The organism is Sulfitobacter faviae (assembly GCF_029870955.1).
GTDB classification, from domain to species: Bacteria; Pseudomonadota; Alphaproteobacteria; order Rhodobacterales; family Rhodobacteraceae; genus Sulfitobacter; species Sulfitobacter faviae.
On the sequence record NZ_PGFQ01000001.1, the window covers coordinates 1,663,021 to 1,682,550 of the forward strand.

The window sequence follows — 19,530 nt, forward strand, 5'->3', positions numbered from 1 at the left end:
CAGTGCAAGGCTATAGCCCTCAAAAGGCCTTTTCATCATTCGGAGACTTGCCCCATGTCCAACGCCCAACTTGAAACCGCCATCGAAGCCGCTTGGGATACCCGCGATCAGATTACATCCGCCACCACTGGCGAAGTGCGCGACGCCATCGAAGAGACGCTGAACGCGCTCGACAGCGGCAAGCTGCGCGTGGCGGAAAAGCAGGACGACGGTCAGTGGCACGTCAATCAGTGGGCCAAGAAGGCCGTGCTGCTGGGCTTCCGCATCAAGGACATGGAACATCAAGAAGGCGGCCCGCAGGGCGCTGGCTGGTGGGACAAGGTCGACAGCAAGTTCAAAGGCTGGGGCGATGCCGAGTGGAAAGAGGCGGGCTTCCGCGCCGTGCCGAACTGCGTCGTGCGCCGCTCGGCCTATATCGCGCCGGGCGTGGTGCTGATGCCGTCTTTCGTGAACATCGGCGCCTATGTCGATTCTGGCACCATGGTCGACACATGGGCCACCGTCGGCTCCTGCGCGCAGATCGGTAAGAACGTGCACCTTTCCGGCGGCGTCGGCATCGGCGGCGTGTTGGAGCCGATGCAGGCGGGGCCGACCATCATCGAAGACAATTGCTTCATCGGCGCACGGTCGGAAGTCGTCGAAGGCTGCATCGTGCGCGAAGGCTCGGTGCTGGGCATGGGCGTCTTCATCGGCCAGTCGACCAAGATCGTCGACCGCGAGACCGGTGAGATCATGTATGGCGAAGTGCCCGCAGGTTCGGTCGTCGTGGCGGGCACCATGCCGTCGAAGAACAACGTGAACCTCTACTGCGCCGTGATCGTGAAACGGGTGGACGCCAAGACCCGCTCCAAAACCTCGATCAACGAGCTGCTGCGCGACTGAACGGAACCAAATACCCCGTCATGGCGTTGAGACCTGAATTTAAAGGAGATTGACGACATGACGGGTATCGGTTGGTTTGCCGCAATCATCGTGGGCGGCCTTGCGGGCTGGATCGCGGAAAAGATCATGAAATCGGACATGGGTCTGATCATGAACATCATCCTCGGCATTCTGGGTGCCTTGGTCGCGAACTGGCTCTTGATGCTGATCGTTGGCAGCACGCTGGGCGGTTGGTTCGGTCAGTTGGTGGTGGGCGTCATCGGTGCCTGCCTGCTGATCTGGGTCACACGGATGGTCCGCGGCAAGACTTAAGGGCAGGGGCGCGGCCCCTTTCCAAATCCAAGTGAAAAGGTTAGGGCTGCCGAAAGCAATCGGCGGCCCTTATCATGTCTGAACCCAAGAAAACCAAGAAACCTTCGCGCCAGCAGGTCTTTACCCTTTTGGTTCAGATTGGCCGCAAAGACGGTGACGGTCTGCCCGACAAGGCCACGGGTGCTGCGCTGATGTGTTTCGCCTCCGGCATTGATGAGGCCGAAGCCGTGCGCGAGACGGTGGCGATCCTCAAACAGGCCGATACCAACCCGCTTGACGTGACCGGCTATGGCACGCTGGAAGAGCGCGAGGCCGAAGGTCAGGAGATCGACGCCGAGGAGCGCGCCCTGATGCAGCGCGCTTTGGAAGAAAACTCGGTCATCGTCGCGCAGATGACCCCCTTTTACGACTGACCCTCGCCCCACACGGGGAATTGCAATGCGCCCCCTTGGCATTGGCGCGATTTGCCCACACAAGTTACCGGACAAGCGATAACCCCTGAAAAGGAGCCGATATGTCCGGTCTCGACCCTGTTGATCTTACCGCGAAACTGGTGCGCTGCGCCTCTGTCACCCCCGCGAACGATGGGGCGCTGGAAGTGCTCGAAGAGGTGTTGGGCGCGGCGGGTTTCGACTGTACGCGCGTCGACCGGGGCGGGATCTTCAACCTCTTTGCCCGCTGGGGCAACAAGGGCAACACCAAGTCCTTCGGCTTTAACGGCCATACCGATGTCGTGCCCATCGGGGATGAGGCGGATTGGTCGATGCCCCCTTCGGGGCCGAGATCAAGGACGGCATCATGTATGGCCGCGGCACTACGGATATGAAATCGGGCGTGGCGGCTTTCGTCGCAGCGGCGGTGGATTTCGTGAAGGACACGCCGCCCGATGGCTCCATCGTGCTGGCGATCACCGGGGATGAAGAGGGCGATGCCCTCGACGGGACCACGGCGCTCTTGGACTACATGACGGAGAACGGCGAGCGGATGGATGTCTGCCTTGTGGGGGAGCCGACTTGCCCCGAGACCATGGGCGATATGATCAAGATCGGGCGGCGCGGCTCGATGAACGCGCATTTCAAGGTGACTGGCAAACAGGGCCATGCGGCCTATCCGCACCGCGCCAACAACCCGCTGCCCGCGATGGTGCGGCTGATGGATCGTCTGGCCAGCCATGAGTTGGATCAGGGCAGCGATCACTTCGACCCTTCGACGCTGGCCGTGGTCACCGTGGATACTGGCAACAAGGCAACCAATGTGATCCCGGCGCAATGCCGCGGCGCGGTCAACATCCGGTTCAACGACCACCATTCGGGCGCGAGCCTCAGCGACTGGCTGCGGGGCGAGGCGGATAAGATCGCCGAGGAATTCGGCCTGCAAGTGGATGTAGTGATCAAGATCTCCGGCGAGAGTTTCATCACCCCGCCGGGCGCCCTGTCCGATCTGGTCGCGGGCGCTGTTGAGGCTGAGACGGGCGTGAAGCCCGAGCTTTCCACCACCGGCGGCACCTCGGACGCGCGTTTCGTCAAGGCGCATTGCCCGGTGGTGGAGTTCGGTCTGGTGGGGCAGTCCATGCACCAAGTCGATGAGCATGTGCGGGTCGAACATATTGAACAGCTCAAATCCATCTACGGGCGCGTGCTGCGGAATTATTTCACGTGAAACCAACGCTCATTGTCATGGTGAAAGAGCCGCGCCCCGGTCGGGTGAAAACCCGTCTGGGCCGCGACATCGGCATGGTCGGCGCGGCTTGGTGGTTTCGCCACCAAACGCGCCGCCTGTTGCGCCGGATCGAAGACCCTCGTTGGCAGGTGGTGCTGGCCGTGGCCCCGGATGTGGAAGGGCTGCAAAGCCGTGTCTGGCCCGCGCATCTGCCGCGCTGGCCGCAAGGGCGCGGCAACCTCGGTGACCGTATGGCGCGGATGCTGCGCCGGGCGCCGGGGCCGGCCTGTGTGATCGGGGCGGATATTCCGGGCATCAACCGCGAGGAACTGGCGCGGGCATTCGATGCGCTTGGCAACCATGACGCGGTGTTTGGCCCGGCGCCCGATGGCGGCTATTGGCTCGTGGGGCTAAAACATCCCCGCCGCGCGCCGCCCAGCCTGTTTGACGGGGTGCGCTGGTCTGGCCCCCATGCGCTGTCCGACAGCCGCGCGACCCTGCCGGGCTACCGCATTGCCGAGGTCGCCACCCTGCGCGACGTGGACGAAATTCACGATTTGCCATGACGACAGGGGGCTGCGTGCTACCTGCTGAGGTATGAGCAAGATACCCAGCAAATCCGAGATCCTCGACTGGATCGAACAGAACCCCACGCTGACCGCCAAGCGGGACATCGCCAAAGCCTTTGGCATCAAAGGCGCGGCGCGGATCGACCTGAAGCGCGTGCTGAAAGAGCTGGAGGCCGAGGGCCATCTGGAAAAGCGCAAGCGCAGCTATCAGGATCCCGACCGCCTGCCGCCGGTCTCGGTCTTGCTGGTCACGGGGCCGGACAGCGATGGCGATCTTTTTGCCAAGCCGATGGAGTGGCATGGCGAGGGGAAAGAACCCATCGTGCTGCTGATCCCGCGCGAGAGTGACCCGGCGCTTGGCGAAGGTGACCGCATTCTGGCCCGGCTGACGCTGGTAAAGGGTGAAGATCACCACTATGAAGCGCGGCTCATTCGCCGCATCGGCTCCAACCCGCGCAAGGTGCTGGGCATCTTCCGCAAAGCGGCCGAAGGCGGGCGGATCGTCCCGATCGACAAGGGCACGGATCGGGAATGGCGCGTCGGTGCCGACCATACCCATGGCGCGAAAGACGGTGAACTGGTCGAGGCCGAGCAGGCCGGACCGAAGGCGCGTATGGGATCGCCCCGCGCACGCATCGTCGAGCGGCTGGGCGATCCGTCCGAGCCGCGCGCCGTCTCGCTCATCGCGATCCACCAGCATGGCATCCCCGACGACTTCCCCGACGATGTGATCGCACAGGCTGATGCCGCCAAGCCGCAGGGGCTGAAGGGCCGCGAAGACCTGCGCGACCTGCCGCTCATCACCATCGACCCGTCCGATGCGCGCGACCACGATGACGCCTGCTATGCCCATGCCGACGAGGACCCGAAGAACGAAGGCGGCCATGTGCTCTGGGTCGCCATCGCGGATGTCGCCGCCTATGTCACCCCCGGCTCGCCGCTGGACCGCGAGGCGCGCAAGCGCGGCAACTCCACCTATTTCCCCGACCGCGTGGTGCCGATGCTGCCGGACCGGCTCTCGGGTGACCTCTGCTCGCTGCACGAGGGCGTGCCGCGCGCCTGTATCGCTGTGCGCATGGTGCTGGATGCCAAGGGCAACAAAATCGGCCATACGTTCCACCGTGGCCTCATGCGCTCCCCCGCCTCGCTGCATTACGAGGAAGTGCAGGACGCCATCGACGGCAACCCGAACGACCGCACCGGGCCGCTGTTGGAGCCGGTATTGAAGCCGCTCTACGCCGCCTATGACGCGCTGAAGACCGCCCGGGCCGAGCGCCAACCGCTGGAGTTGGACCTGCCCGAACGCCGCATCGAATTGGGCGAGGATGGCAAGGTGAAGTCGGTAAACTTCCGCGAGCGGCTCGACGCGCATCGGCTGATCGAAGAGTTCATGGTCTTGGCCAATGTCGCCGCCGCCGAGACGCTGATCAAAAAGAAAACCCCGCTGCTGTTCCGCATCCACGAGGAACCCTCGCCGGAGAAGCTCGAGTCCCTGCGTGAAACCGCACAGGCGGCGGGTTTCACGCTGGCCAAGGGGCAGGTGCTGCAAACCGCGCATCTCAACCGGCTGCTGGATCAGGCGGCGGGCACCAATGACGCAGAGCTGATCAATCTCAGCACTCTGCGCTCGATGACGCAGGCCTATTATGGCCCCGCCCATATCGGGCACTTCGGCCTTGCCCTGCGCTCCTACGCGCATTTCACCTCGCCCATCCGCCGCTATGCCGATCTCATCGTGCACCGCGCGCTGATCACGGCGCATGGCTGGGGCAAGGACGGGCTGACGCCCGAGGAAATCGAGGGGCTGGAGCAGACCGGCGCGCATATCTCCGACACTGAGCGCCGTTCGATGGTGGCCGAGCGTGACACGACCGACCGTTACCTCGCGGCCTTCTTGTCGGAGCGCGTGGGCAACGAGTTCACCGGTCGGATCAGCGGCATCGCGCGTTTTGGTGCCTTTGTGAAGTTGGACGAGACGGGCGCGGATGGTCTGGTGCCGATGCGCTCGCTCGGGCGGGAGTATTTCCACCACGACGCGGAGGCGCAGACGCTGATGGGCGCGGACACCGGCATGACAATCGGCCTTGGCCAGCGTGTCACCGTGCGGTTGGCCGAGGCGGTCCCCGTGACCGGGGGCATCGCGCTGGAGTTGCTTGAGATCGAAGACCAAAAGGTCAAACAGGGCGGGGGTGGGGCCGCCGCAGCCCGGCGGGCCGTAGCAAGCCGCGCGGCAAGGCCGTGAAGGCCAAGCGCAAGAAGGACAAGATCAAACGCAAAGTGACCCGCACCCGCCGCTGAGACGGCAAACCGGCGGAGCTTCGCGGATGGCCGCCCCCTCCCTTTCCACCGGGGCGGGGCGGGCATAGGATTTGCCGTAACTCTATGAGGTGAGGCGATTATGATCCGGCACTACGCGATGATTTCAGGCATTCTGGCGACCGCTGGCATGGGGGCTCCGGCCTTCGGGTCTGGCCCGACTGAATCCCTGCGCCCCGCGCCGCGCGCGCCGCAGGCCGTGCTGGCCGCCGTGGCGCCAGTAGCGCAGGAACCCGCGGCAGAGGCCGGCGGTGGCGATGCCGGGCTGCGCGCTTGGGTGAAAGACTTCCGCCCGCGCGCCCTGCAACAGGGCATCGACCCGGATGTCTTTGACCGGGCATTGGATACGGTCAGCTATGATCCGGAGGTGATCCGCCGCGACCGCAATCAATCGGAATTCACCAAAACGATTTGGGATTACCTCGACACCGCCACCTCGGATTTGCGGGTGCAGAATGGGCAGAAGGCGCTGGCCCAATGGCAGCGCACGCTGGAAGAGATCGAAGCGGAATACGGTGTCGAGAAAGAGATCGTCACCGCGATCTGGGGGCTTGAGAGCGCCTATGGCAGCTTCCGGGGCGGGGATCGGGTGTTGGATTCACTGGCCACCCTTGCCTATGACGCGCGGCGGGCGGAATTTTTCGAAGGCGAGCTCTTCGACGCCCTGCGCATCCTTCAGGCGGGCGATACCGATGCCGATCAATTGCGCGGCTCTTGGGCGGGCGCGATGGGGCATACGCAGTTCATGCCCTCGTCCTTCCACGCCCATGCGGTCGATTGGGATGGCGACGGGCGGCGCGACATCTGGGGCGATGACCCCAGCGATGCGCTGGCCTCTACCGCCGCCTATCTCAAGCATTTTGGCTGGACCGAAGGGCAGCCTTGGGGTGTCGAAGTGGCTCTGCCCGAGGGGTTCGACTATCTGCTGGCCGACCGCGCGGTGACCAAGACCCCGGCGGAATGGGCCGATCTTGGCGTCACCGCGCTGGAGGGCGGGGCGGTGGCGGATCATGGGCCCGCGTCGATCTTGCTGCCCGCGGGCGCCGCGGGGGCGGCCTTTATGATCTTCCCCAATTTCGCGGTGATCGAGCGCTATAACACCGCGGATGCCTATGTCATCGGTGTGGGCCATCTGGCCGACCGTATCGGCGGCGCGGGCGAGATACAGCAGGACTGGCCGCGCGAAGACCGTGCACTGAGTTTTGATGAGCGGATCGAATTGCAAACCCTGCTGACCGAAGCGGGCTTTGATACGCAAAAGATCGACGCCAAGATCGGGCCGCTGACCGTCAATGCCGTGCGCAGCTATCAAAAGTCTGAGGGGATCGCGCCCGATGGCTATGCCTCCCCCGGCTGCTGGCCCGACTGCGCGCCGAGTGAGGGGCCGCCCCCGATTGGGGGCAGCCCGATGTTTTAGGACGCGGCTTTGAGCATGTCCTTGTCTTTCAGGTCAGCATAGGTCGCATCCAGCGCCTTGGTCGCCCGTTCGGCGAAGATCTTGATCTCTTCCGGGGTGATAATCAGCGGCGGAGAGATGATCATCCGGTCGCCGACATGGCGCATCACCAGATTGTTGGCAAAGCAATGTTCGCGGCAAATGTACCCGGCGGTGCCGCTATCGTCGAATTTTGCACGGCTTTCCTTATGCGGCGTCAGCGGGAGGGAGGCCATCAGGCCCGATACGTTCACCCCGCCCACCAGCGGATGCTCTCCCAGCTTGTCCAACGCCTCTTTCAGCGCGGGGCGGCGACGTTTTGCACATGACCGACAATGTTCTCTTCCTGCATGATCCGCAGGTTTTCCAGCGCCACGGCGGCGCAGACCGGGTGGCCGGAGTAGGTGTAGCCGTGGTTGAACTCGCAGGCGTTGATGACCTCAGCCACCTCGTCGCAAACGATCGACCCGCCGATGGGCGCGTAGCCCGAGCTCAGCCCCTTGGCGATGGTCATGATATGCGGCTTGATGCCCATGGTCTGCGAGCCGAACCAATTGCCCGTCCGACCAAAGCCGCAGATCACCTCGTCAGCGATCAGCAGAATGTCGTGTTTGTCGCAAATGCGCTGAATCTCGGGCCAATAGGTGCTGGGCGGCACGACGACCCCGCCCGCGCCTTGAACCGGTTCGGCGATGAAGGCTGCGACCTTGTCCGCGCCCAGCTCGACAATCTTCGCTTCCAACTCCTGCGCGCGTTTCAGGCCGAAGTCTTCGGGCGACATATCCCCGCCTTCGGCATACCAATCAGGCTGGCCGATGTGGTGGATGCCGGGGATCGGCAGCCCGCCTTGCTCATGCATATAGGTCATGCCGCCCAGACTGGCCGAGCCGACGGAGGAGCCGTGATAGGCGTTCTTGCGGCTGATGATATGGCTCTTTTCAGGTTTGCCCTTTTGCGCCCAATAGGTGCGGACCATGCGCAGGTTGGTGTCATTCGCCTCTGACCCCGACCCGGCAAAGAAGACGTGGTTCAGATCACCGGGGGCCAGATCGGCCAGTTCCTTGGCCAGCGCGATCGCGGGCACATGGGTCGTTTGGAAGAAGGTGTTGTAATAGGGCAGTTCGTTCATCTGCCGCGCGGCGACATTGCCCATCTCTTCGCGGCCATAGCCAAGGTTCACGCACCACAGCCCGGCCATCGCGTCGAGAATCTCATTCCCCTCGCTGTCGGTCAGGTAGATGCCCTTGGCCCTTGTGATGATGCGCGCGCCCTTGTCGCCCAATTCATCATTGGTGGTGAAAGGATGCATGTGATGCGCCGCATCCAGCGCCTGAAGATCTGCGGTGGGGAGGTGATTCGTGATGGGCGGCATGGGTGTGCACCTTCTATTTGCATGAAAAATGAGCTTCGCCGCAGAATATGATCAAATTATAGCATGTCAATCGAATCAACGCGGAACGGGCAGACCATCAAGGGCTGCGCGAATTTGGGTCATTCCTTGGGCAACATCGCCCGCCATGACCTCACCCGCCAAAGCGGCGTTGCCCTCGGCAAAGGCTGCCAAAAGCTCTGCGTGTTTATCGGGCAGATTGCTGGTGCCGTATCGCCCGCAAACCACCCGAAGCGAGGGGCCGAAACGCAGCCACAGACGGTCCACCGTCGCGGCCATGATCGGCGCTTCGGCAAGGTCGTAAATCATTCGGTGAAAGCTGTAGTTCTGCATCAAATAGCCGCCGACATCGCCCCGGTCGATGGCATGGTTCAGCGCGTTGTCACAGGCTTTCAATGCGTTCAAACGCTCATCCGTCATGCGGTTTGCAGCGCGTTTGGTCAGTTCCGGCTCTAGCGTTTCCCGCATGAATCCCAGCTCTTCCAGCCCCGCATGGGTCAGTTCCGGCACGGTGACCCGGCGGTTGCCCAAATGGGTCAGCGCCCCTTCCGAGATCAGGCGGCGGATGGCCTCGCGCACCGGCGTCATGCCCGCATCCAAAGCGGCGGTCAGACCTTGGATCGTGACCCCCTGTCCGGGGGCCAGATCGCCGAAGAGAATCATTTTGCGCAGGCGTTCGTAAACATGCTGATGGATCGGTGTCTTGGCCGCCGCATCGGCGGCGGGAAGCAATCTCGGATCGGTTTTTTCTGAACCCATGGGAGCGGTCTTTCCGTCTTGTTTCGCCGTGTCTTGCAGCATTTCATTCTGCATGAAAGCATAAACCATCTTGCCCGAAGAGGCAAAACTTGATCAAATTGACGAAAGGTGGGGATCAACCCGACCTGTCTAACGGGAGTATGAAATGAAACATGTGCTACTAAGCAGCGTCGCCGTTGCCACCTTGATGGCAGGTGCCGCCACTGCAGAAACGGTCCGGGTCTACAACTGGTCCGACTATATCGACGAATCCTTGCTGGATAAATTCGAAGAAGAGACCGGCATCGAATTGGTCTATGACGTGTTCGACAGCAACGAGGTGCTGGAGACCAAAATGCTTGCCGGTGGCTCGGGCTATGACGTGGTCGTCCCCTCGGGCACCTTCCTGCAGCGCCAGATCACGGCCGGTGCATTCCAGCCGCTGGACACGTCCAAACTGCCCAATCTCGAAAACATGTGGGACGTGGTTTCCTCGCGGACCGAACAATATGATCCCGATAACGCCCATTCCATCAACTATATGTGGGGCACCACCGGCATCGGCGTGAACGTTGGCAAGGTGAAAGAGATCCTAGGCGAAGACGCCCCGATTGACTCTTGGGACTTGGTTTTCGACCCGGCCAATATGGAAAAACTGGCCGACTGCGGCGTGCATTTTCTTGATGCCCCGGCAGAGATGATCCCCGCCGCGCTGAACTACATCGGCGAAGACCCAAACAGCCATGACCCCGATGTGATCGCCAAGGCCGAAGAGGTCTTCATGCCCGTCCGCCCCTATATTCAGAAGTTCCACTCTTCGGAATATATCAACGCTTTGGCCAACGGTGACGTCTGCGTCGCGGTGGGTTGGTCCGGTGATATCCTGCAGGCCCGTGACCGCGCGGATGAAGCCGACAACGGTGTTGAAATCGCCTATAATGCCCCTCCGAAGGCGCGCAGATGTGGTTTGACCAGATGGCCATCCCGGTTGACGCGCCGAACCCCGAGGGCGCGCATAAGTTCCTGAATTTCATCATGGACGCCGAGAATATGGCCGCCGCGTCGAACTATGTGTACTACGCCAACGGCAACAAAGCCTCGCAAGAGCATCTGGTCGAGGATGTGATCGGCGACCCGGCGATCTACCCCTCTGAAGCGGCGCTGAACAACCTGTTCACCACCACACCTTACCCGCCGAAAGTGCAGCGCGTGGTGACCCGGCTCTGGACCAAGATCAAGTCCGGTACCTGATCTGAGACAGGGGGTGCGGCCAGTCTGGTCGCGCCCCTTTTTCTTGCCCCGCGACCCGATCAAAGCCTGAGCAAAGCCCGATCAAAGGATCTCTCAACCGTGAGCCCAACCGTCTTCGCCCCCTGGAACAACCCCGACGAAAAGCCGCTCATTCGCTTTGAGAATGTGACCAAGAAATTTGGTGAATTCGTCGCCATCGACGATCTGTCTTTGGATATCTACGCGCAGGAATTCTTTGCCCTGCTTGGGCCTTCGGGCTGTGGCAAGACGACGATGATGCGCATGTTGGCGGGTTTCGAAAGCCCGACCACCGGGCGCATCGAATTGGCGGGGCAGGACATCGCCCCGGTGCCCCCGAACAAACGCGCGGTGAACATGATGTTCCAATCCTACGCGCTGTTTCCGCATCTGAGCATCTGGGACAACATCGCCTTCGGCCTGCGCCGCGACAAGATGGAGAAGGACGCCATCGCCGCCCGCGTGGCCGAGATGCTGAAGCTCACCCGGCTAGAGAAATTCGCCCGCCGGAAACCGCATCAGATTTCCGGCGGCCAACGGCAGCGTGTGGCGCTGGCGCGCTCACTGGCCAAAGCGCCCAAACTGTTGCTGCTCGATGAGCCCTTGGGCGCGCTTGATAAGAAGCTGCGGCAAGACACCCAGTTCGAGCTGATGGACATTCAAGAATCCACCGGCACCACCTTTGTCATCGTGACCCACGACCAAGAAGAGGCGATGACCGTCGCCTCCCGCGTGGCGGTGATGGACGAGGGGCGCGTGATTCAAGTGGCCACCCCCGCCGAGATCTATGAAGCGCCGAATTCCGTCTATGTCGCTGACTTCATCGGTGACGTGAATATCATCGAAGCCAGCACCAAGGCCATTGGCCAAGATCAATACCATCTGAACTGGATCGAGGGGCAGCCGCCGCTGACCGCCACCTCTGCCGCGCCGTTCAGCGAAGGGCAGCAGGCCCATCTGGCGATCCGGCCCGAGAAAATCCGCATTTCGACCGAGAGGCCTGAGGATGCGCCTAATGCGCTACAGGGCAAAGTGCTCGACATCGCCTATTTGGGGAACCTCTCTACCTATCACGTCGAACTGCCCGGCGGGCAGGTGATCAAGGCGCAGACGGCCAACACTCGCCGCATCGCACGCCGTGACATCACATGGGAAGACCCGGTCTGGATTTCATGGAGCGCCACCGCAGGCGTTTTGTTGGCGCAATGAACATGCGTCGTTTCGCCCTGATCGCGGTCCCGTACCTCTGGCTGCTGGCGCTATTTCTGGTGCCTTTCCTGATCGTTTTCAAAATCTCCCTCTCCGATACGGCGCTGGCGATCCCGCCCTATACGCCGACGATCAAGGACGGCATCAGCGCCCTGATCGCCCAGTTGGATTTCGAGAATTTTACCTTCCTCGCCTCCGACGATCTTTATTGGAAAGCCTACCTTAGCTCCCTGCGCATCGCCGTTGTATCGACCGCGCTGACGCTCTTGGTCGGCTATCCCATCGCCTATGGCATGGCCCGCGCCCCCGAAGAGTGGCGCGCCACTTTGATGATGTTGGTGATCCTGCCGTTCTGGACCTCCTTCCTGATCCGCGTCTATGCGTGGATGGGCATTCTCAGCAACGAAGGGCTGCTGAACCAACTCTTGATGGGGTTGGGTCTAACGGCAGAGCCTTTACAGATCCTTAATACCAATACGGCAGTCTATATCGGCATCGTCTATACCTACCTGCCGTTCATGATCCTGCCGATCTACGCCGCGCTGGACCGCTTGGATGAATCCCTGAACGAGGCGGCGGAGGATTTGGGCTGCTCGCGTTTGCAAGCCTTCTGGCTGGTGACGATCCCGTTGTCTCGCAACGGCATCGTGGCGGGCAGCTTCCTTGTCTTCATCCCCGCTTTGGGTGAATTCGTGATCCCCTCGCTCTTGGGCGGGTCGGGCACGCTGATGATCGGCAAGGTGCTGTGGGAGGAGTTCTTCAACAACCGCGACTGGCCGGTGGCGAGCGCGGTGGCGGTGATCCTGCTGCTGATCCTGATCATTCCGATCATCCTCTTCCAGCGCAACCAGCAGAAACAGGCGGAGGCTGAACAATGAAGCGGATGACATGGTTCAACGTGACCTCGCTCACCTTGGGCTTCGCCTTTCTCTACCTGCCGATGATCATTCTGGTGATCTACAGTTTCAACGCCTCGAAACTGGTGACGGTCTGGGCCGGATTCTCGACCCGCTGGTACGGCGAGCTGTTGCAAAACGAAGCCTTCCTGAACGCAGCATGGGTCACGCTGAAGGTCGCGGTGATCTCGTCGTCCATTGCCACGGTGTTGGGCACGATGGCGGCCTATGTGCTGGTGCGCGGCGGGCGGTTCATGGGGCGGACGTTGTTCTCCGGCATGATCTACGCGCCGCTGGTGATGCCCGAGGTGATCACCGGTCTGTCGCTCCTCTTGCTCTTCATCGGCATCGGGCTGGACCGGGGCGTGCTGACCATCGTGCTGGCGCATACGACCTTTTCGATGTGCTATGTCTCGGTCGTCGTCTCCTCGCGGCTGGTGTCCTTCGACCGTTCGTTGGAAGAGGCCGCGCTCGACCTCGGTTCGTCCCCTTGGGAGGCCTTCCGCCTCGTGACCCTGCCGATCATCGCGCCTGCGGTGATTTCGGGCTGGCTTCTGGCCTTCACGCTCAGCCTTGATGATCTGGTCATCGCCTCCTTCACCGCGGGGCCCTCGGCGACGACGCTGCCGATCAAGATCTTCAGCGCCGTGCGTTTGGGGGTTTCGCCTGAGATCAACGCGCTGTCGACGATCATGATCGCCATCGTGACCGTGGGGGTCATCACCGCATCGCTGGTCAGCAAACGCTCAAGCCTGCGCGCGCAGGAGGAGGCGCGCGCGGCGGAACGGCCCGCCGCATGAAGCGTATCTACGCGGATTTCGCCTATTCCGAAGCGCCGCGTGCGGGCTGCTGGTGGGACCAGACCCATGGCGCGCCGGAGCGGCCGGCGCTGCAAGGCGCGGCGCAGGCCGATGTGGTGATCATCGGTGGCGGTTTCACCGGCCTTAACGCCGCGCTGCATCTGGCGCAGGCCGGGGTCGGGGCCACGGTGCTGGAGGCCGAACGCGTGGGCTTTGGCGCCTCGGGCCGCAACGGGGGCTTTTGCTGCTTGGGCGGCGGGATGCTGGATGACGCGGCGCTCGACCGGAAATTCGGGCGGACAGAGCGGCTTGGCTGGCGGCAGGCCGAGGTGGCGGCGATCCGACAGGTGGAGGATTTCATCGCCGCCCGTGGCATCAATGTCGACCGGCATTCCCAAGGGGAAACCCAGCTGGCCCACCGCCCGCGCGATTTCGAAGAGATGCGCGGGAGGCTCGATTACTACGCGGAGAATTACGGCGTCACGGCGCGGCTGACCGAAAAGGCCGATCTGGCCGCCGAGGGGCTGAACGCAGGCTTCGAGGGCGCGATCACCGTGCCGATTGGCTTTGGCCTCAACCCCCGCAAATATGTGACCGCCCTCGCGCAGGCCGCAGAAGAGGCGGGGGCCGCGATCTGTCACAACAGCCCGGCCACCGGGGTGACAGGGCGCAAGGGCGCGTTCGAGGTCACGACGCCGCAGGGCCGCATCTGCGCAGAGCGGGTGATCATCGCCACCAATGGCTATTCCTCCGAAGACCTGCCGCCATGGCTGGCCGCGCGCTACATGCCGACGCAATCCAGCGTGATCGTGACCCGCCCGATGACTGAGGCAGAGCTTTCCGCCCAGGGCTGGACCAGCCAACAGGCCTGCTATGACAGCCGCCATCTGCTGCATTACTTCCGGCTGATGCCCGACAATCGTATGTTGTTCGGCGTGCGCGGCGGGCTGATGTCCAACCCCAATTCCGAGCGGCGCGCGCTGGCCCGGGCCCGGGCGGATTTCGAGGCGATGTTCCCCGCGTGGCGTCATGTCGAAACGCCGCATGGCTGGTCGGGCATGGTCTGTATCGCGCGCAATCGCATGCCTTTCGTGGGGCAGGTGCCGGATCAGCCGGGGGTGTTCGCGGGGCTGTGCTACCACGGCAATGGCGTGGCGATGGCCAGCTATTCCGGCGCGCTCTTGGCTGATCTGGTGCGCGGCAAAACGCCCGAGCGGCCCTATCCCGCCCCCATGCGCGCCCCGCTTGCGCGGTTCGAACTGGGTCGTTTTCGCCGGGCGGTCATGCCCTTTGCCTATGCGGGTTTCGCGCTATCGGATCGCTGAGGCGGGCGGTCAGCCCTCTTCCCGGGCCGCGCGTTCCTTGGCCAGCGTGATCTGGCGCTGGCGTTCGCGGAACCGTTCCTTATCCTCTGCCGAGGTCTCATCCACGCATTGATGACAGGACACTCCGGCCTCATAGGCGGGGTGCTGCGTGTCCTCAGGCAGGATCGGGCGGCGGCAGCCATGGCAAAGCATATGCGGCCCCTCGCGCAGCCCATGGCCGACGCTGACGCGGTTGTCGAAGACGAAACAGTCGCCTTCCCATGTGCTTTCCTGTTCGGGCACCTCTTCGAGGTATTTCAGGATGCCGCCTTTGAGGTGGAAGACATCCTCGACGCCCTGACCGATCAGATAGTTGGTCGATTTCTCGCAACGGATGCCGCCGGTGCAGAACATCGCGATCTTCTTATTGTGGAAGCGGTCTTTGTTCGCCTCCCACCACGCGGGGAATTCACCGAAACTCTCGGTCTCGGGGTCGACCGCGCCTTCGAAGGAGCCAATCGCCACTTCGTAGCTGTTGCGCGTGTCGATCACCGCCACATCGGGGAGCGGATTAATTCGTTCCAGTCCTTCGGGTCGACGTAATGGCCCACCTTGGCGCGGGGATCGACATCGGGCTGGCCCATCGTCACGATCTCGCGCTTGATGCGCACCTTCATCTTGCCGAAGGGCGGCTTGTCACTAGTGGCCTCTTTCCACTCCAGATCCGCGCAGCCGGGCAGGGCGCGCAGATGGGCGATCACCGCGTCGATCCCGGCGCGCGGCCCGGCGATGGTGCCGTTCACCCCTTCGGGGGCCAGCAGCAGCGTGCCCATGACTGATTGCGCCTCGCAAAGCGCCAAGAGCGCGGGTTTGAGCGCGGCGGGATCGTCGAAGCGGGTGAAGTGATATAGGGCGGCGATGGTATACATGAGCGTCAAATAAGCGCTTCGGCGGCAAAGCTCAATCCGGCGCGTGCCATTGACCTACCCCATCCGCAGCCCTACCCCTTTCGGTAAGGAGAATGCCCATGACCCATGCCCTGATCGTGATCGACGTTCAAAATGATTTCTGCCCCGGCGGCGCGCTGGAAGTGCCGCAGGGCGATGAGATTCTGCGCGGCATCAACGCGCTGACGCCCGAGTTTGACGCCGTGATCCTGACGCAGGACTGGCATCCGGCGGCGCATTCGTCTTTTGCCTCATCGCATAAGGACAACGGGCCTTATGAGGTCATCACCATGCCCTACGGCCCGCAGGTGCTTTGGCCCGATCACTGCATCCAAGGCAGCATTGGCGCGCAGTTCCACCCCGAGTTGCAAACCGACCGCGCCGATCTGATCATCCGCAAGGGCTATAACCCCGACATCGACAGCTATTCGGCGTTTTTCGAGAATGACCACCGCACGCCCACGGGGCTCGAAGGCTACCTGCGCACACGCGGGATCGAGCGGCTGACCATGGTGGGGCTGGCGCTAGATTTCTGCGTGAACTTCTCGGCTGTGGACGCGGCGAAGCTGGGGTTCAAGGTCGACGTGCGCGAAGATCTCTGCCGGGCGATTGATCTGGACGGATCGCTTGCCAAGGCCCGCGAAGGCATGCGCGCGGCGGGGGTGACGCTGGCCTGATCCGCCGCTTTCCCCTTGCCCATCTGTCCGCCCCCTTGGCATGAAGGGGCACGCAATAAGGAACCTCCCATGGTCGACATCGCCACCCGCGTCTATAACCACAAGTGGAAGATCGACCCCATTGTGCGGTCGCTGATCGACACGGATTTCTATAAGCTCCTGATGTGCCAGTCGGTGTTCCGCAACAAGCCGGACACGCAGGTCACCTTTAGCCTGATCAACCGCTCCACCCATATCCCGCTGGCCAAGCTGATCGACGAGGGGAGTTGCGCGAGCAACTCGATCACATCCGCTCGCTCAGCCTCAGCCGGGGGGAGAGCACATGGCTGCGCGGCAATACCTTCTACGGCAAGCGCCAGATGTTCCGCCCCGATTTCATGGAGTGGTTCGAGGGCATGCGCCTGCCGCCCTATCATCTGGAACGGAAGGGCGATCAATATGAGCTGACCTTCGAGGGCAAGTGGCATGAGGTCATGCTTTGGGAGATTCCCGCGCTGGCGGTGTTGATGGAGCTGCGCAGCCGCGCCGCGCTCGACCCGATGGGCAAGTTCGAGCTTCAGGTGCTTTACGCCCGCGCCATGACCCGCGTTTGGGAAAAGATCGAAGCGCTGCGCGAGGTCGACAACCTTTCAATCGCGGATTTTGGCACCCGGCGGCGGCATTCCTACCTTTGGCAGGATTGGTGCGTGCAGGCGATGCATGAGGGGCTGGGCGATGCCTTTACCGGCACCTCCAACTGTCGCATCGCCATGATGCGCGAACTTGAGGCCATTGGCACCAATGCTCATGAATTGCCCATGGTCTATGCCGCTTTGGCCGAGGATGACGCCGCCCTTGCCCGCGCGCCCTATGACGTGCTGTCGGATTGGCATGATGAGCATGAGGGCAATCTGCGGATCATCCTGCCCGATACTTACGGCACCAAGGGGTTTCTCGATCACGCGCCGGATTGGCTGGCGGGTTGGACCGGCATCCGCGTCGACAGCGGCGATCCGGCCACGGCGGCGCAGACGGCCATCGACTGGTGGCGCGCCCGTGGCGAGGATCCGACGACCAAGCGGGTGATCTTCAGCGATGGGCTGGATGTGGACAAGATCAAGGAGTTGCACGCGCAGTTTGCGGGCAAGGCCAAGGTCTCTTTCGGTTGGGGGACGTTGCTGACCAATGACTTCCGCGGGCTGGTGCCGAATGATGCGCTGGCGCCCTTTAGTTTGGTCTGCAAAGCGGTCAGCGCCAATGGGCGGCCCACGGTCAAACTCTCGGACAACCCGAACAAGGCGATGGGTCCGGCGGATGAAATCGCGCGTTACAAGCGTGTTTTCGGGGTCGGAGAGCAGGCCGCACAGCAGGTGATCGTCTGACGGTCAGCCTTCGCCAAGGGCGGCCACGGGGAACTCCGCCGTGGCAATCAACCCTTCGGGCTGCCAATCGTAGTGCAGGGTGCCACCGACCGCGCGGGTCAAGGACTGGATGATCCGCGAGCCGCTGTTGCGCGGAGATTTGATGACCTCTGGCCCGCCGGTTTCGCGCCAAACAAACCGCAGGCGCGCAGGCTCCTGAAGGATGGTGATATCCAGCGATACCCGCCCGGTATCGGAACTGAGCGAGCCGTGTTTCACCGCATTCGTCGCCAGCTCGTGCAAGGCCAGCGTCAGGGGGAAACGAGGCGGTGCGAGATCAGCGGATTCGCCCCGGTGAGGTTGATCTGATCCTCGGTGGCCGAGGTATAGGCCCGCATGATCGGCCCCATCAGCGTCTCGAAATCCACCTCATGCTGGTCGCTGCGGCCAATCGTGTCGAAATGCGCCGCGCCCAAGGCGGCAAGCCGCTCGATCACCTTGTCGGCAAAGGCCGCGGGGGTCGGCTCCTCACGGGCGGTCAGTCGCACCACGGCGGTCATGACGTTGACGATATTGCGCAGCCGGTGCAGCAATTCGTCATCGGCCAATTGCCGGTGCTCACGTTCCACCCGGCGGCGTTCGGAAACGTCGAGTTGCGAGCCGAAGAAGTAGATCAGATTGCCATCTTCGTCATTGATCGGCCCCAGTTGCAGGGCGTTCAGGAAGCGGCTGCCATCCTTGCGGTAGTTTACGATCTCAACCGTATCGACCCGGCGCGCCAGTAGGATTTCGCGCACCGCATCGACGCTTTCGCGCGTGGTTTCCGGGCCTTGCAGGAAGCGGCAGTTCTGGCCCACGATCTCATCCAAGCCATAGCCGGTGAGATCGGTAAAAGCGTCATTCACATAGACGATGGGATTGTCCGGCAGGGTCGGGTCGGTGATGCACAGCGGCAGGCGGGCATAGCGCACGACCTTGCCTAGAACGTCTTCGGTCAGGGTCTGCCGAGCGACGGAGACCGTGTTGTCGTTCATGAATTCCCGCCCCTTGATCGAAACTGGCCGTCAATGTGCCCTGCACGTGGCTTTTGGGTCAACCCGCATACTGGGGGTTGGGGCATATTTATCTACTAAATGCTGTATGCGCCTTAAGGTTTCGCGAGGTTCGATAAATGCGGCTTGTCAGGAAGGGCCGAAAATGCGTAATTGAGGGCGCTTGGTGTCCCGAAAAGCGCCTTTGAGTGTGGGACCGAAAAGGGAATTCAGTAAGGGGTCGCCCGACCCTGAAGCCGAAGCCGCCCCCGCGACTGTAAGCGGTAAGCCAATGCCCCTCGTGCCACTTGTCCTTTCGGACGGGGAAGGCGGGCAAAGGCCACGACCCGCGAGCCAGGAGACCTGCCAGGCAAATGAAACGCTAGATGCCGTCGGGTGTGACGGTAAGGAGATTGAAGATGACGACGATGATTAAGACCGCCGGTGCCACGCGCAGCAAACTCGTACCGGCGCTGTTTGCCGCCGTATTGGGTGTGGCTCTGATGGCGCTGACCGGCCATGTGCAGGCCGCAGCACTGCATGATGCCGCCCATGACGTGCGCCACGCGACAGGCTTTCCCTGCCACTAAGCGCCGCGTTCGGTATCACAGGGGTCCGGGCTGCCATGCCGCAGTCCGGCAGTCTGTGATTCTGGCTTTCTTTCCATGCCCGCCTCTTGCCGTTTTACCTGCCTCCGCCCTTTACCGTGTGGGCAGTGCTTTGGCGCATCTTGAGGCTGGCTGATGGCTCGGCCCG

The 19,530-nt window shown here is 62.5% G+C and carries 14 protein-coding genes, 6 pseudogenes and 1 riboswitch; of the genes and pseudogenes, 15 read left to right on the plus strand and 5 right to left on the minus strand.

All coding sequences use genetic code 11. From position 1 onward, the window contains the following. Window positions 1-54: 54 nt before the first annotated feature. From dapD to CUR85_RS08600, 7 genes and pseudogenes are all read left to right on the plus strand, one after another. The gene (gene dapD / locus CUR85_RS08570) at window positions 55-882 is read left to right on the plus strand and encodes a 2,3,4,5-tetrahydropyridine-2,6-dicarboxylate N-succinyltransferase (protein WP_067261075.1); all 828 of its coding nucleotides are present in this window, start codon (window positions 55-57) and stop codon (window positions 880-882) included. 57 nt (window positions 883-939) lie between these two features. Continuing rightward, a complete protein-coding gene (locus CUR85_RS08575; RefSeq protein WP_067261077.1) occupies window positions 940-1,194 on the plus strand; it encodes a GlsB/YeaQ/YmgE family stress response membrane protein in 255 nt (84 codons plus the stop codon). Window positions 1,195-1,268: 74 nt separating this feature from the next. Then, window positions 1,269-1,607, plus strand: a complete 339-nt coding sequence (locus tag CUR85_RS08580; protein ID WP_067261079.1) for a hypothetical protein — start codon at window positions 1,269-1,271, stop codon at window positions 1,605-1,607. 101 nt (window positions 1,608-1,708) lie between these two features. Further along, window positions 1,709-2,853 (plus strand): annotated as a pseudogene (dapE, locus tag CUR85_RS08585) (succinyl-diaminopimelate desuccinylase). Next, a complete protein-coding gene (locus tag CUR85_RS08590; RefSeq protein WP_136720237.1) occupies window positions 2,850-3,419 on the plus strand; it encodes a TIGR04282 family arsenosugar biosynthesis glycosyltransferase in 570 nt (189 codons plus the stop codon). The pseudogene dapE and the gene CUR85_RS08590 overlap by 4 nt, the downstream one beginning before the upstream one ends. 31 nt (window positions 3,420-3,450) lie before the next feature. After that, window positions 3,451-5,720, plus strand: a pseudogene (gene rnr, locus CUR85_RS08595) (ribonuclease R). Window positions 5,721-5,820: 100 nt separating this feature from the next. Next, on the plus strand, window positions 5,821-7,155 hold the full coding sequence (locus CUR85_RS08600; RefSeq protein ID WP_280322603.1) for a lytic murein transglycosylase: 1,335 nt from the start codon (window positions 5,821-5,823) through the stop codon (window positions 7,153-7,155). Here CUR85_RS08600 and CUR85_RS08605 read toward each other — a convergent pair. Together CUR85_RS08605 and CUR85_RS08610 are read right to left on the minus strand one after the other, a co-directional pair. Then, window positions 7,152-8,545 (minus strand): annotated as a pseudogene (locus CUR85_RS08605) (aspartate aminotransferase family protein). The gene CUR85_RS08600 and the pseudogene CUR85_RS08605 overlap by 4 nt on opposite strands. Before the next feature lie 75 nt (window positions 8,546-8,620). Then, window positions 8,621-9,322 carry a GntR family transcriptional regulator gene (locus CUR85_RS08610; RefSeq protein WP_082852089.1) on the minus strand — a complete coding sequence of 234 codons (702 nt, stop codon included), beginning with the start codon at window positions 9,320-9,322 and terminating at the stop codon, window positions 8,621-8,623. Between the two features lie 145 nt (window positions 9,323-9,467). On the opposite strand from CUR85_RS08610, the pseudogene CUR85_RS08615 reads away from it, so the two are divergent. The 5 genes and pseudogenes from CUR85_RS08615 to CUR85_RS08635 all read left to right on the plus strand — a co-directional run bounded on the left by CUR85_RS08615 (window position 9,468) and on the right by CUR85_RS08635 (window position 14,800). Then, window positions 9,468-10,552: pseudogene (locus CUR85_RS08615) on the plus strand (polyamine ABC transporter substrate-binding protein). A gap of 99 nt (window positions 10,553-10,651) precedes the next feature. Next, complete coding sequence (locus tag CUR85_RS08620; protein ID WP_067265722.1) at window positions 10,652-11,779, plus strand: ABC transporter ATP-binding protein; 1,128 nt, start codon at window positions 10,652-10,654, stop codon at window positions 11,777-11,779. Window positions 11,780-11,781: 2 nt separating this feature from the next. Next, complete coding sequence (locus tag CUR85_RS08625) at window positions 11,782-12,657, plus strand: ABC transporter permease subunit (protein WP_067265718.1); 876 nt, start codon at window positions 11,782-11,784, stop codon at window positions 12,655-12,657. Next, window positions 12,654-13,475 carry an ABC transporter permease gene (locus CUR85_RS08630; protein ID WP_067265716.1) on the plus strand — a complete coding sequence of 274 codons (822 nt, stop codon included), beginning with the start codon at window positions 12,654-12,656 and terminating at the stop codon, window positions 13,473-13,475. The genes CUR85_RS08625 and CUR85_RS08630 overlap by 4 nt, the downstream gene beginning before the upstream one ends. Further along, window positions 13,472-14,800: an NAD(P)/FAD-dependent oxidoreductase gene (locus CUR85_RS08635; protein ID WP_067265714.1), complete on the plus strand. Its 1,329-nt coding sequence runs from the start codon at window positions 13,472-13,474 to the stop codon at window positions 14,798-14,800. Before CUR85_RS08630 ends, CUR85_RS08635 begins: the two co-directional genes overlap by 4 nt. 9 nt (window positions 14,801-14,809) lie before the next feature. On the opposite strand, the pseudogene trhO reads toward CUR85_RS08635, so the two are convergent. Next, window positions 14,810-15,708 (minus strand): annotated as a pseudogene (gene trhO / locus CUR85_RS08640) (oxygen-dependent tRNA uridine(34) hydroxylase TrhO). Between the two features lie 98 nt (window positions 15,709-15,806). Here trhO and pncA point away from each other — a divergent pair. Both pncA and pncB read left to right on the plus strand, forming a co-directional pair. Further along, a complete protein-coding gene (gene pncA / locus CUR85_RS08645; protein ID WP_067265708.1) occupies window positions 15,807-16,403 on the plus strand; it encodes a bifunctional nicotinamidase/pyrazinamidase in 597 nt (198 codons plus the stop codon). A 69-nt stretch (window positions 16,404-16,472) separates the two neighbouring features. After that, a pseudogene (gene pncB, locus CUR85_RS08650) lies at window positions 16,473-17,764 on the plus strand (nicotinate phosphoribosyltransferase). Between the two features lie 3 nt (window positions 17,765-17,767). Here the strand turns inward: pncB and CUR85_RS08655 are convergent. Next, window positions 17,768-18,046, minus strand: coding sequence for a sensor histidine kinase (locus CUR85_RS08655; protein ID WP_280322604.1), 279 nt, complete (start codon window positions 18,044-18,046; stop codon window positions 17,768-17,770). 8 nt (window positions 18,047-18,054) lie between these two features. Next, the gene (locus CUR85_RS08660; protein ID WP_280322605.1) at window positions 18,055-18,777 is read right to left on the minus strand and encodes a PAS domain-containing protein; all 723 of its coding nucleotides are present in this window, start codon (window positions 18,775-18,777) and stop codon (window positions 18,055-18,057) included. Between the two features lie 165 nt (window positions 18,778-18,942). After that, window positions 18,943-19,159: riboswitch (cobalamin riboswitch) on the plus strand. A gap of 34 nt (window positions 19,160-19,193) precedes the next feature. On the opposite strand from CUR85_RS08660, the gene CUR85_RS08665 reads away from it, so the two are divergent. Next, window positions 19,194-19,364: a CbtB domain-containing protein gene (locus CUR85_RS08665; RefSeq protein WP_082849519.1), complete on the plus strand. Its 171-nt coding sequence runs from the start codon at window positions 19,194-19,196 to the stop codon at window positions 19,362-19,364. Window positions 19,365-19,530: the final 166 nt, after the last annotated feature.